Origin of the sequence: Nocardia abscessus NBRC 100374 (assembly GCF_000308455.1) — a bacterium.
Lineage (GTDB): Bacteria > Actinomycetota > Actinomycetes > Mycobacteriales > Mycobacteriaceae > Nocardia > Nocardia abscessus.
In genome coordinates this window covers 19,804-32,815 of record NZ_BAFP01000019.1, presented here as the reverse complement: position 1 = coordinate 32,815, position 13,012 = coordinate 19,804, and the positions used below count along the sequence as shown (strand labels likewise).

The 13,012-nt window shown below is 69.9% G+C and carries 12 protein-coding genes; 4 read left to right on the top strand and 8 right to left on the bottom strand.

Features of this window, described 5'->3' with window-relative positions; all coding sequences use genetic code 11:
- Window positions 1–62: 62 nt before the first annotated feature.
- Both ON19_RS03325 and ON19_RS03320 read right to left on the bottom strand, forming a co-directional pair.
- On the bottom strand, window positions 63–707 hold the full coding sequence (locus ON19_RS03325) for a CPBP family intramembrane glutamic endopeptidase (RefSeq protein ID WP_227954592.1): 645 nt from the start codon (window positions 705–707) through the stop codon (window positions 63–65).
- 32 nt (window positions 708–739) lie between these two features.
- Entirely contained in the window at window positions 740–2,473 is a 1,734-nt protein-coding gene (locus tag ON19_RS03320) for an alpha/beta hydrolase (protein WP_043686567.1), read from the bottom strand.
- 190 nt (window positions 2,474–2,663) lie between these two features.
- Here ON19_RS03320 and ON19_RS03315 point away from each other — a divergent pair, with 190 nt between their 5' ends.
- On the top strand, window positions 2,664–2,954 hold the full coding sequence (locus tag ON19_RS03315) for a YiaA/YiaB family inner membrane protein (protein ID WP_043686506.1): 291 nt from the start codon (window positions 2,664–2,666) through the stop codon (window positions 2,952–2,954).
- Between the two features lie 62 nt (window positions 2,955–3,016).
- Here the strand turns inward: ON19_RS03315 and purL are convergent, their stop codons facing one another.
- Window positions 3,017–5,311 carry a phosphoribosylformylglycinamidine synthase subunit PurL gene (gene purL / locus ON19_RS03310; protein WP_043686502.1) on the bottom strand — a complete coding sequence of 765 codons (2,295 nt, stop codon included), beginning with the start codon at window positions 5,309–5,311 and terminating at the stop codon, window positions 3,017–3,019.
- A gap of 127 nt (window positions 5,312–5,438) precedes the next feature.
- Between purL and ON19_RS03305 the strand changes: the two genes are divergently transcribed.
- Entirely contained in the window at window positions 5,439–6,752 is a 1,314-nt protein-coding gene (locus ON19_RS03305; RefSeq protein WP_227954591.1) for a glycosyltransferase 87 family protein, read from the top strand.
- Here the strand turns inward: ON19_RS03305 and ON19_RS03300 are convergent.
- The gene (locus ON19_RS03300) at window positions 6,701–7,999 is read right to left on the bottom strand and encodes a M18 family aminopeptidase (RefSeq protein ID WP_043686499.1); all 1,299 of its coding nucleotides are present in this window, start codon (window positions 7,997–7,999) and stop codon (window positions 6,701–6,703) included. The genes ON19_RS03305 and ON19_RS03300 overlap by 52 nt on opposite strands.
- Window positions 8,000–8,238: 239 nt before the next feature.
- On the bottom strand, window positions 8,239–8,670 hold the full coding sequence (locus ON19_RS03295; RefSeq protein WP_043686496.1) for a MarR family winged helix-turn-helix transcriptional regulator: 432 nt from the start codon (window positions 8,668–8,670) through the stop codon (window positions 8,239–8,241).
- Window positions 8,671–8,719: 49 nt separating this feature from the next.
- On the opposite strand from ON19_RS03295, the gene ON19_RS03290 reads away from it, so the two are divergent.
- Entirely contained in the window at window positions 8,720–9,796 is a 1,077-nt protein-coding gene (locus ON19_RS03290; protein WP_043686491.1) for a substrate-binding domain-containing protein, read from the top strand.
- Window positions 9,797–9,937: 141 nt separating this feature from the next.
- Here ON19_RS03290 and purQ read toward each other — a convergent pair whose 3' ends face one another.
- Both purQ and purS read right to left on the bottom strand, forming a co-directional pair.
- Window positions 9,938–10,615, bottom strand: a complete 678-nt coding sequence (gene purQ / locus ON19_RS03285) for a phosphoribosylformylglycinamidine synthase subunit PurQ (RefSeq protein WP_043686488.1) — start codon at window positions 10,613–10,615, stop codon at window positions 9,938–9,940.
- Complete coding sequence (gene purS / locus ON19_RS03280; protein WP_043686485.1) at window positions 10,612–10,848, bottom strand: phosphoribosylformylglycinamidine synthase subunit PurS; 237 nt, start codon at window positions 10,846–10,848, stop codon at window positions 10,612–10,614. Before purS ends, purQ begins: the two co-directional genes overlap by 4 nt.
- 131 nt (window positions 10,849–10,979) lie before the next feature.
- On the opposite strand from purS, the gene ON19_RS03275 reads away from it, so the two are divergent.
- A complete protein-coding gene (locus tag ON19_RS03275; protein ID WP_043686483.1) occupies window positions 10,980–11,624 on the top strand; it encodes an MBL fold metallo-hydrolase in 645 nt (214 codons plus the stop codon).
- Window positions 11,625–11,626: 2 nt separating this feature from the next.
- Here ON19_RS03275 and ON19_RS03270 read toward each other — a convergent pair whose 3' ends face one another.
- Complete coding sequence (locus tag ON19_RS03270) at window positions 11,627–12,982, bottom strand: dipeptidase (protein ID WP_043686479.1); 1,356 nt, start codon at window positions 12,980–12,982, stop codon at window positions 11,627–11,629.
- Window positions 12,983–13,012 lie beyond the last annotated feature (30 nt).

Genomic DNA, 13,012 nt, shown 5'->3' with positions numbered 1-13,012 from the left:
CGCCGGTGTTCGGCCGTCACTCTCAGGCCGTGACGAGTGCTGCCGGAAGCCGGTCTGTGGAACTATGCACAGCTGTCCCCAGCGCGCCGCGTTCCCCGAGGTGCGCGCACGGAAGGCTCGAGACGGCGGGCCAGGCGTGGCGCGATCGCCCCACCGGCGTTCATGGCCAGATGCAGCAGCGCGGAGGCGACAACACCCCCGGTGCGGCGGCGCAGCCAACCGAACACGAGGCCGCCCGCCGTGGTCACCGCGACGGTGGCGGAAACACTGTCACCCACGGCCCGCGCGGGGGCGATATGCCAGAGGCCGAAGGTCACCGCGCCGAGCAATATCCCCGCTCGCGTGCCGAAAACCGTGTCCAGCAGCGGATCCAGCGTGCCGCGGAAGACGAGTTCCTCGCTGTAGACGGTGCCGACGGGGATGTGCACCGCGACCCATTCCACCGTCGACACCTCGGGCCCGCGGTCGGCGAGCTCGGCCAGCTGCCACCGCAGCGACGGAACAGCAAGGGCCACTGTGTATCCGGCCACGACGACCGAGGCCGCGAGCAACCCGTAGCGCACGCCGCGCACCGAGCATCCAACCGGCTCGTCGCGCAGTGCGAGCGCGTACGCGGTGGCGAAACCGGCGTTGGCGGCGGTCCGCCCGCGCACGCCGAGACCGAGGCGGGGCAGCGCCGCATTGCTCCAGATCAAGGGAAGCGCCACGGCCACAGTCGTTCTCGCGGCGCTTCCTGGGCTCACTTGGTCGTCCGCTCGTAATCCTCCGCGGTCTCCACTTCGAAGCGGATCCGTTCGGAACGCTCCGCGGTCCAGTCCGGCGGCGCCGCGATGGCCGCCCAGCCGTCCAGCACCAGGCTGCCGTAGCGGTGCCCGTGCCCGTCGGTGACGGCTTGCGCGTTGGTCAGGTCGGCGGCCACCTGCCAGAACGTGACGAACGGCCACCACCGCATCTGGGAGGAGACATCCGAGCCGCGCGACTCGGACAGCCAATCCGGTTGCGAGAAGATCAGATCCGGCGACCACCAGACGATCGGGTCGGAGGCGTGCTGCAGATAGGCGATGCGCGGGGGCCGCCACTCCGTCGAGGGCCGGGCCAGGTCGGCGCTGTCGGAGGCGAACCGGACCACCAGCCCATCCGCGTACAGCGGCTCGACCTCACGCGAACCCGGGTCGCGGCGCGCGACGAACTGCTGCCACAGCCGGTTCGAGTTGGGCGGGCCGACCCACAGCGCGCCGTCGACCTTGGCCCGCAGGTCGGCGAGACCGTCGAACGCCGCCTCGGAGCCCTGCGAGCCGAGGCTCTCCCCGTACACCAGCAGCTTGGGTCGCGCCTGCGGTGGGCGCGCGGCCCAATGCTCGTGCACCGCGTCGAACAGGTCCTTGCCCGCCGCGGCGGCCTTGGTGCGGTCGGCCAGGAACGACAGCACGCTCGGCAGGTAGGAGTACTGCGTGGCGACGATCGCGGTGTCGCCGTCGTACATGTACTCGATGGCGCTCGCGGCCAGTGTGTTCACCCATCCGGTCCCGGTGGTGGTGACCACGACGACGGCCTTGCGGTCGAATGCCCCGGCGCGCTCCAACTCCGACACCGCCAGCTCGGCCGGTTCCTCGTCGCCCTCGACCGATTCCAAGCCGACGTAGGCCCGGATTGGCTCCTTGGCCGGGCGGCCGGTGACCGCGGTGATCCGGCTCGCCGTGGGGCCGTGCGAGACGAACCAGCGCCCCTCGAACCCGAGGGTCTCCCATTTCGCCATCGACGTGGGACTGCCGGAGCGCTCCGGTTGCTGCGGCTGGACCGCGTTCGCCGAGGTGTGGTCGTTGCGCACGCTGAAGGCCGAATTGGCCACGGCGAAGAACGCCCGCGTGGCGACGCCGTTGAAGATCGTCACCGCCAACACCACCAGCACCAGGAACCCGGCGGCCGGCGCCAGCTCGCGCGGCACGCGCACCCACCGGTTGAGCAGACGGGCCAGGAACAGGATGATCTCCCGCACCGTCCGATACACCGCGACCGCCGCGGCGCCGACCGCCAGGCTGAGCAGACCGGTGCGCAGATAGGCGGGCGTGGTGGTGCCCTCCATGCCCATCAACGCCGTGATCTCCCGCTGCCAGCGCGCCGACTGCACCAGCATCAGCGCGGCGCTCAGCGCGGCCGTGAACAGCACGGCGGACTTGACCGCGTAACGCACCCAGGCGGGCGGGGAGGCGATCTTCAGCCGCGGCCGCACCCAGAGCCGGAACAGCCACTCCAGCAGGCAGCCGACGCCGTACCCGAGCGCGGCGTTGATCCCGCTGATCAACCCCTGGAACAGCCAGTCGCGCGGCAGCAGTGACGGCGTCACCGACAGGGCGAAGAACACGGTCGCGACCACCAAGCCGACGTAGTTGAGGTCGATGACGTCCTCGACGCGCCGGACCACCACGACCGCGCGCGTGCGCAGCCGCCGCATGGCGCCGGCGGTCTTCAGCATTCGATCAGTATGGCGGTCGCCTCCGACGATCCGGCGCGTCGCCCGGCTGACGCGGGCGCGGTCGACGCAGATCACACCGCCGGCGCCGACAGTCCGGTAATCGAACGTCCGTCGCGAATGGCAACTACCCATCCCGCATGAGTAGTTGTACCGGGGCGCTCGGGCCGCGCCGCCCGGAGACTTCTTGTCCATGAGCACATCGACCACGCGCCCGAAGGCCAGCGGTGCTTACGTCGCGCAGGCCGCGATCGCCTTCGGCATCAGCTTCGTCGGAGTGGGCATGGGGACCTGCGCACTGCCGCTGGACATCTGGCAGCGCGGGTTCCTCGGGATGTCCGTGCTCTTCCTGGTCACGAGCACGTTCACGCTGGCGAAGGTGGTTCGCGACCAGCACGAGGCGGCGACCATCCACGGTCGCATCGACCAGGCGCGGATGGACAAGCTGCTCGCCGAGCACGACCCGTTCAATACCGTCGCCTGATCGCGCTCACCTGGGCGGGCCCGGCAACGAGGGGTCCAGGCCCGCCCAGGTGGGCGTTCGTCTCAGACGGCGCCCGCGCCGAACAGCCTCGGCAGCGTGCCCTCGTGCGCGGCACGCAACTCGTCCATCGGGATCGAGAACTGGCCCTGTACCTCGACCGAATCCGAGCCCTGATCGACCACGCCGATGCGCACCCACGGCAGTTCGCGGGCGGTGCACATGCGGGTGAACCTGGTCTCCTCCGAGCGCGGAACGGCGACCAGCACCCGGCCCGCCGACTCGGAGAACAGCGTGACGAACGGGTCGGCGTCCTCGGGAAGCAGGATGCGGCAACCGGTCTCACCGGCGAGCACGGCTTCCACGACAGCCTGCGCGAGACCGCCTTCGGAGAGGTCGTGCGCGGCGCTGATCATGCCGTCGCGCGAACCGGCGGTCAGCACCTCGGCGAGCAATTGCTCGCGGGCGAAGTCGACCTTCGGCGGTACGCCGCCGAGATGATCGTGCGCCACCTGGGACCAGATCGAACCGCCGAACTCGTCGCGGGTCTCACCGAGCAGGATCAGCGTCTCGCCCGGTTCCAGGCCGATCCCGGTCGGGATGCGGCGGTGCACGTCCTCGATCACGCCGAGCACGCCGACCACCGGGGTGGGCAGGATCGCGGTCTGGCCGGTCTGGTTGTAGAAGCTGACGTTGCCGCCGGTGACCGGAATGCCCAGCGCCACGCAGCCGTCCGCCAGTCCGCGCACCGCCTGCTGGAACTGCCACATCACACCGGGGTCCTCCGGGGAACCGAAGTTCAGGCAGTTGGTGACCGCCTTCGGCGTCGCGCCGGTGGTGGCCACGTTGCGGAAGGCCTCCGCCAGCGCCAGTTGCGCACCGGCGTAGGGGTCCAGTTTGGTGTAGCGGCCGGACGCGTCGGTGGCCAGCGCGATGCCGCGGCCGGTCGCCTCATCGATCCGGATGACGCCCGCGTCGGCCTGGTCGGCGAGCACGGTGTTGCCGCGCACGTAGCGGTCGTACTGCTCGGTGATCCATTTGCGGCTGCACAGCTGCGGGCTGGAGATCATCTGCAGCAGCGTGGCGCGCAGCTCGTCCGCGGTCTTCGGCCGGGCCAGCCGATCCGGAGTGTCCGCGATCAGCGCGTCCTGCTCGTCGGGGCGCGCGACCGGGCGCTCGTACACCGGGCCCTCGTGCGCGACGGTGCGCGGCGGCACGTCCACCACGGTGTCGCCGTGCCAGGTGACCACCAGCCGGTCACCGTCGGTGACCTCGCCGATCACCGTGGCCAGCACGTCCCACCTGCGGCACACGGCCATGAACGCGTCCACGTTCTCGGGGGTGACCACCGCGCACATGCGCTCCTGCGACTCGCTGGAGAGCACCTCGGCGGGCGTCATGTTGGCCGCGCGCAGCGGCACCTTGTCCAGCTCGATGTGCATGCCGCCGTCGCCGGCCGCCGCGAGTTCGGAAGTGGCGCAGGACAATCCGGCGCCGCCGAGGTCCTGGATGCCCACCACCAGCTGCGCCGCGTACAGCTCGAGACAGCACTCGATGAGCACCTTCTCGGTGAACGGGTCGCCGACCTGCACCGAGGGCAGCTTCTTGCGGCCCGCGCCGGACTCGTCACCGGAGAAGGTGTCCGAGGCCAGCACCGAGACGCCGCCGATGCCGTCCAGGCCGGTGCGCGCGCCGAACAGCACGATCTTGTTGCCGGTGCCGGAGGCGAAGGCCAGATGCAGGTCCTCGACCCGCATCACACCGGCGCACAGCGCGTTCACCAGCGGGTTGCCCTGGTAGGAGGCGTCGAACACGGTCTCGCCGCCGACGTTCGGCAGGCCGAGCGAGTTGCCGTACCCGCCGACGCCGCGCACCACGCCGTCCACCACGCGACGGGTGTCGGCCGCGTCGGCCGCGCCGAAGCGCAGCTGGTCCATCACCGCGATCGGCCGCGCGCCCATCGCCATGATGTCGCGCACGATGCCACCGACCCCGGTGGCCGCGCCCTGATACGGCTCGACGTAGGAGGGATGGTTGTGGCTTTCGACCTTGAAGGTGACCGCCCAGCCGTCGCCGATGTCGACGACGCCCGCGTTCTCGCCGATGCCTGCCAGCATGGACTTGCGCATCTCGTCGGTGGTGGTCTGGCCGAAGTAGCGCAGGTGCACCTTCGAGGACTTGTAGGAGCAGTGCTCGCTCCACATCACCGAGTACATCGCCAGTTCGGCGTCGGTCGGCCTGCGCCCGAGGATCTCCTTGATGCGGGCGTACTCGTCGTCTTTGAGGCCGAGTTCTTTATAGGGTTGCGGCACGTCGGGGTTTGCTGCGGCTGCGCTGACGGTGTCGACCTGCGGAGTCACGGAGTACCAGGGTCCTTTCGGCCGGGCATTGTGAAGCGACGAGCGTTGTCACTGGGTGGCGGCGAGAAGCCTGGTGTAAGTCTAGAGGCAGTGGGTACGGGCCCTACGCACCGGCTACTCTGAGCCGGTGAACGAAGGATCGGGAGCCGCGAATCCGGGTGGGAGATCGATCACCACGGACACCGCGTCGACCCGGATCGGGGAGCCCGGAACCGCGCCCGGCCTCGCGTCGCCGAACCCGTGGGCCCCGCAAGTGCGCTGGCTGATTGCTGCGATCGCGTTGTTCGCGGTGTCGGCACTCGTTTCGCTGCTGGCGCACTGGTGGCACGGCTACATCGACTTGCAGGTCTATCGCAACGGCGCCCGCGTGTGGTTGGACGGGGGCGATCTGTACGGTCCGATGCCGCCGGTCGAGGGCATCGGGCTGCCGTTCACCTATCCGCCGTTGGCCGCGTTGTTCTTCGCGCCGCTGGCCCTGATGCCGCTGCTGCTCGCCGAGGTGCTGGTGGTCGCCACCTCCGTGGCGAGCCTGGGCATCTCGCTGTGGCTGGTGCTGGCGCGCCTGCGTCCCGAGCTGTCCCGCCCTGCGGTGCTCACCCTGGTCATCAGCGCTGTCGCGGTGGCGCAATTCTTCGAACCGATCCGCCAGACGTTCGGTTTCGGCCAGATCAACCTGGTGCTGATGGCCGCGATCACCCTGGACTGCCTGGTGCGCAAGCCGTTCTGGCCGCGCGGCATGCTGATCGGCATCGCCGTGTCGGTGAAGCTGATCCCGGCCGGATACCTGCTGTACTTCGTGCTGCGCAAGGACTGGAAGGCCGCGGGCACGCTGGTGGTGTCCGCGATCGCGGCGGTGGGGCTCGGATTCCTGCTGTTCCCCGCCGATTCCGTGGACTACTGGTTCCACACGCTGGCCGACACCGGCCGGATCGGACCCCCTTACTTCGCGGGCAACCAGTCCATCAAGGGCATGGCATTCCGCTTGGGCGTCGACGACACGGTGGCGACCCTGTTGTGGATCACGCTGTCGGTGCTGGCCGTGGCGCTGGCCGCGGTGTGGATGCGCAGGCTGATCGACGCGGGCGCGACCGTGGCCGCGCTGCTGGTGAACGCCGCGGCGGTGCTGCTGGTCTCGCCGGTGTCCTGGTCGCATCACTGGGTGTGGATCGCGCCGGTGCTGGTGGTCATCGCCGAGGTGATGGTGCGCGGCGCGCGCAGCCCGCGCGTGATCGGCGCGGTCGCGGCGGGCTGCGTGCTGTTCCTGATCGGCCCGCACTGGCTGCTGCCGCACTCGCGCGACCGCGAGCTGGATTGGGCCTGGTGGCAGCAGATCATCGGAAGCAGTTACGTGCTGGTCACGCTCGCCGTGTTCGTCGTGGCGGTGGTCACCTACCGCCCGGTGGTCTCGGGTGTGAGGAAGGCGGCCAGCGCCGCCGCGTAGGCCGGGACGTCGAGCGCGCCCATCAACTCGCGCGCCGAATGCATCGCCAGCTGCGGCGCGCCCACGTCGACGGTCGGCATGCCGGTCCGCGCCGCGGTCATCGGCCCGATCGTGGAGCCGCAGGGCAGGTCGGCGCGATGCACGTAGCGCTGCAACGGGACTCCGGCCTGCGCGCAGGCCAGCGCGAACGCGCCCGCGCCGGTGGCGTCGGTCGCGTAGCGCAGATTCTGGTTGACCTTCAGCACCGGTCCGCCGTTGACCTCGATCCGGTGCGCGGGCTCGTGCCGCTCCGGATAGTTCGGGTGCGTGGCGTGCGCCATGTCACCCGACGCGCACACCGAACCGGCCAGCGCGGCAAGGTAATCGGCCCGGCCGCCGCCGCGCGCGAGCACGATGCGTTCCAGCACCGCGGGCAGCAGATCCGACTGCGCGCCACGATCGGACTGACTGCCGACCTCCTCGTGGTCGAACATGGCCAGCACCGGGATGGCCGCACCGGGCTCGTCGAGCGCGGCGAGGAACGCCCGCAGGCCCGCGTAGCAGGTTCCCTGGTTGTCCAGGCGCGGCGCGCTGACCAGATCCTGGTCGCGCCCGATCAGCCTGCTCGGCGTGAGGTCGTGGGTCATCAGCTCCCAGCCGAGCACGTCGCCGGGATCGACCTCGGCCCGATCGGCCACGAAATCGACGAACGCGGCCGCCTCGTACCCCACACCCCAGACCGCGTTGACGTGCCGCTGCGGATCCAGGGTGACGCCCCTGCGGTCCTCGGACAGGTGGATGGCCAGCTGCGGTACCCGCAGGATCGGCTCGTCGATGCGAACCACGCTCTCGCGCACCGCGTTTCCGTCGCGCACGCTCAGGCGCCCGGAGATGCCGAGCTCTCGGTCCAGCCAGGAGTTCAGCCACGCGCCGCCGTATGGCTCCAAGCCGACCAACTGCCAGCCCGCCGACGTCAGGTCCGGGTGCTGCTTCACCCGCAGGTTGGGGCTGTCGGTATGCGCTCCGACGACGCGGAACGGAGTCGCGCTCGCGCGCTCCCCGGTGGCCCAGGCGACCAGCGATCCCCCGCGGATCACATAGTGCCTGCCCGCGCTGTCCGCAGGCCAGGGCTCCGGCTCGGCGAGCCGGGTGAATCCGCGCGCGTCCAGTTCCGCAGCGACCGTGCGGCAGACGTGGAACGGTGACGGAGACGCATCGATGAACGCGCACAGCCCTGCGGCTGTGGCTGCGGTGGTGGAGACGGGCATGCCTGCGATCCTAGGCAAGCCGGCCGCGACCGCCCTGTCACGGCCGGGTAGCCACGCGAGGCGAATATCGGTCGAGACGGTGTAGCCGATACCGTGATCGCCGAGAATCCGCCCGCCGAGATCCCTCCGCGGCGCCCGCCGATTCCCGTCGGGACATAACGCCGAGAATGGTTTGCCGACCGATCACGAATCGGATGTTCGCGGCATTCATCGGATGAATGTCCGGTACTTCGGAGTATTTACTCCGAGGCGATGGAAACCAAGTCGAGCAATCGCATGAGTTCGGTATATCGGCGCGCTCCGATGCGCCCGCGCAACTCCTGCTCGGCGTGCGCCTCCTCCGCGCGCACCTCGGCGACCAGGTCGGCCCCGAGCTTGCTGAGGCCGATCAGGATGCGGCGCCGATCATCCTGCGCGGCGAGCCGGAAGATCAGGCCGCGCTCGGCCAGATAGTCGGCGTGCCTGGTGGCCGAGGACGGCGCCAGCTGCGACCTGGCCGCCAGCTCGGTCATCGTGATCCCCGCGTCGCCACACAGATTCGACAGCATCGACCACTGATCCGGCGAGAGTTGCCTGGCGCACAGTGCCACGTCCAAGTGCCGCACCCAACCACGCTCCGCGGCACGCAGCGCGCCATGCAGCGTCGAATTTCCGCTTACAATGGACGTCATTATTTCCCGCCTGCCGTGAATTTCGCTCGAACGAGAAGAAGAGTACCGAATGTCGACGTCGATCGAGAGCCCCGACGGCACGATCGAGGTCCTCAACATAGTTCCGCGGCAGGGTCCGGGCGGTATCGTCGCGCCGTCCTGCGATGCGGCGATAACGCTCGCGGTCGATGAAATCAACCGCAGTACCGGAATTCTGGGGCGGGAAATTCGTACCACGAATATCGACGGCGGGCGGCCGCCGCTCGAAGTCGCCGCCGAAGTCTCCGCGCTGCTGTCCACCGGCATGGTGCACGCCATCACCGGGTGGCACACCTCCGCGGTCCGCCGGGCCGTGGCGCGCGCCTGCGCCGGCCGGGCGCCGTACCTGTACGCCACCAGCCACGAGGGCCTGACCGACGAACTGCCCGGCGTGCTGATGCTCGGCGAGCATCCGGCGGGGCAGACCGTGCCCGCCGTGCACTGGCTCCAACGCGAGTACGGCGTGCGACGCTGGGCCGTCATCGGCAACGACTACATCTGGCCGCGCAAGTCCGCCAAGGCGATTCGCGCGAGCCTGCCCGATCCGGCCGCGATCGTGCTGGAACAGTTCGTGCCGCTGGGATGCGCGGATTTCTCCGGCTTCCTCACCCATCCGGCACTCGACCTGGCCGACGGAGTGGTGATCCTGATGGTCGGCGCCGATGTCGCCCGCTTCAACCGGCAGTACGCGGCCACCGGCCGCGCGGCGAGCCAGCTGCGGGTCAGTCCGGCCGCCGACGAGAACGTGCTGCTGGCGGCGGGCCCGGAGGCCAACCACGACTTCTTCGTGGCGTCCAGCTTCTTCCTCGACGGCCGCACCGCCGACGGACGCGACCGCCTGGCCCGCTACCGCGCGCGGTACGGCGCGTTCGCCCCCGCCTTGACCAGCTTCAGCAACGCCACCTACGAAGCCGTCCACACGCTGGGCGCGCTCGCACGGACGGTCGGCTCACTGCGCGTGCCCGAGATCCTCGACGCCCTCGATCACGGCCTGATCCTCGAAACGCCTTCCGGCATCAGAAGTTTCCGAGGCAACCAGGCGATCCAGCGCGGCTACCTCGCCCGCGCGCAAGGCGTGGACTTCGACATCGTCGACCGCATCAGCTGAACCGACGCCCCCGCGGCCAACTCGCGTTCGAGCAAACCCGCACGACAAAGAACCACTGTTCACCGGTCAATTCGCGGCCGAGCCACTACAAACCGCGTGCACTATGTCCTGACTCGACTACCAACGTGCCCGGCTGGAAGATCAGACCCCTACCAGCGTGTCCAGTACCGAGAGGAACAGGCCGAGCCCGTCGTCGCTCGGGCCGGTCAGCGGCTCGGTGGCGTGTTCGGGGTGGGGCATCAAGCCGACGACGCGACCGTTGGCCGAGGCGATGCCCGCGATACGGCGCTGCGAGCCGTTCGGGTTGCCGCTGGCGTAGCGGAAGACCACCCGGCCCTCGCCCTCCAGTTCGTCCAGCACGGCCTCCGACGCCTGGTAGCGCCCCTCACCGGACTTGAGCGGGATGAGGATCTGAGCGCCCGGCTCGAAGCGGGAGGTCCACGCCGTCGACACCGAATCCACGGTGAGCCACTCGTCCCGGCAGATGAAGTGCAGTCCCTCGTTGCGGGTCAGCGCGCCGGGCAGCAACCCGGCCTCGCACAGCACTTGGAAGCCGTTGCAGATGCCCAGCACCGGCAGCCCGGCGCCCGCCGCGCGCACGACCTCGCCCATCACCGGGGCGAACCGGGCGATGGCCCCGGCACGCAGGTAGTCGCCGTAGGAGAAGCCGCCGGGCACGATCACCGCGTCGACGCTCTTCAGATCGGCGTCGGCGTGCCACAGGGTGACCGCCTCCGCGCCGGCCAGGCGCACCGCCCTGGCCGCGTCGACGTCGTCGAGCGTGCCGGGAAACGTGATCACCCCGATCCGCGCGGTCATGAGACGCGAACCACCTTCCACTCCTCGATCACCGTGTTGCACAGCAGCGATTCGGCGATCCGCTCGAGCGCGGCGTCATCGACGCTGTCGTCGACGTCGAGTTCGAATCGCTTGCCCTGCCGCACGTCCGAGACGCCCTCGAATCCCAGGCGCGGAAGCGCGCCGACGATGGCCTGCCCCTGCGGATCCAGGATCTCGGCCTTCGGCATCACCTCGACCACGACTCGTGCCACGCGTTGCTCCTCATGTGGTTGTGGGGTTACCTCAGCAGCGTAGTTGTGCTGGTCGGACGCGGCATCCGCGGGGTCGGCCAAGACCTCGGCGTTGTCGCGGAGAACACACCGGGCGTGGATAGCATGGCGGCATGCGCATAGCCCACTTCGGTCACTCCTGCCTCCTCGTCGAGTTGCACGGCAAGAAGATCCTGTTCGACCCGGGCACCTTCTCGCACGGCTTCGAGGGCCTCACCGGCCTGGACGCGATCGCGGTCACCCATCAGCATCCCGACCACATCGACCCGAACCGGATCGAGGCGCTCATCGACGCGAATCCCGGCGCGCGGTTGCTGTCGGATCCACAGACCGCCCAGCAGCGCGGTGAGCCGTGGGAGGCGGTGCGCGCGGGCAACGTACTCACCCTCGGCGGTCTCCAGATCGTCGGCGGCGGGGGCAGGCACGCCGTCATCCACCCGGAGATTCCCGTGATCGACAACACCGTCTTCCAGCTGGGCACACCGGACGACCCGGCTCAGCTGGTGCATCCCGGTGACTCGCTGTGGGTGCCGCCGGTCCGGGTCGGTGTGCTGGCCACCCCGGCCGCGGCTCCTTGGATGCGGATCAGCGAGGCGGTCGATTACCTGCGCGCGGTCGCCCCGCGGGTCGCGCTGCCGATCCATTTCGGCATCATCCAGCGCGAAGCGCAGGGCATCTATTTCGGACGCCTCAGCGAGATGGCCCCCGCCGGAACCGAATTCCGGGTGCTCGAGCCGGAGGACGCCGCCGAACTGTAGGGCTATCCGGTATAGGTCGCGAGGAAAAGCGCCTCGGCCAACGCCATGTGCTCGATCTCTTTCGGATCGACGCTCTCGTTGGGCGCGTGGATGAGGGCTTTCGGTTCCTCGACCCCGAGCAACATGATCTCCGCGTCCGGGAAGGTGGTCGCGAAGACGTTGCACAGCGGGATCGAGCCACCCTGTCCCTGGGTGGTCGCCGGGCGGCCGTAGGACGCGGCCAGGGCCGCCTCCATCGCGGCGCGCGCCGGTCCGCCGGTCGGGGATCGGAAGGGTGCGCCGGTGCCTTCCAGTTCGACGGTCAGCGTGGCATGCCACGGCGTGTGCGCCTCCAGGTGCGCGACGAGCGCCCGATGCGCCTGCTGCGGGTCGGTGCCCGGCGGGATGCGCAGGTTGAGGCGGGCCCGCGCGATCGGCGGGATCGCGGCGGCGGATCCGACCACGGGGGGCGCGTCGATGCCGAGCACCGTCAGCGCCGGTCGCGCCCAGAGCATGTCGGCGACGGTGCCGTCACCGATGAGGTCGACGCCGCGCAGGACGCGCGCGTCGGCGTGGAACTGTTCGCTCGGATACTGCACACCGGTCCACACCTGATCGTTGGGCAGCCCGTCGATCGTGGTGTTGCCGCGCTCGTCGCGCAGCGAGGCCAGCAGCCGGATCAGCGCGGCGAGCGCGTCGGGGGCCGGGCCGCCGAACATTCCGGAATGCAGTGAGCTCGCCAGGGTTTCGACGGTGACCAGCACGTTCACCCCGCCGCGCAACGTCTGCGTGAGGGTCGGCACGCCCGCGGCGAAGTTGCCGCAGTCGCCGATCACGATCGCGTCCGCACGCAACAGGTCCGGGTTGGCTTCGACGAACTGCGCCAGTCCCCCGGTGCTCTGCTCCTCGGAGCCCTCCGCGACGACGGTGACGCCCAGCGGCAAGTCCGGACCCAGCGCCCGCAGCGCCGTCAGGTGCATGACGATGTTGCCCTTGCAGTCCGCGCTGCCGCGTCCGTACCAGCGCCCGTCCCGCTCCGTCAGCTCCCAGGGCGGGGTGCGCCATGCCGCCTCGTCCATCGGCGGCTGGACGTCGTAGTGACAGTAGAGCAACACCGTCGGCGCGCCATCGGGCGCAGGCCGCGACGCGACGACGGCCTTGGTGCCGTCCGGCGTTTCGTGCAGACCGACCGCGGTAAGTCCGGCGGCGACGAACGCGTCGGCCACCCACTGCGCCGCCATGTCGCACTCCTCGATCGGATACTGCCGTGGATCGGCCACCGAACGAAACGAAACAAGCTGCGCCAGATCTCTTTTCGCTTGGCCCATCAGCCCCGCCACGGCACCGCGCAATTCCGCCACCCGTACATCCTCCGCCATTCCCTCACCCTATCGCCCGCGCCGCGAGCG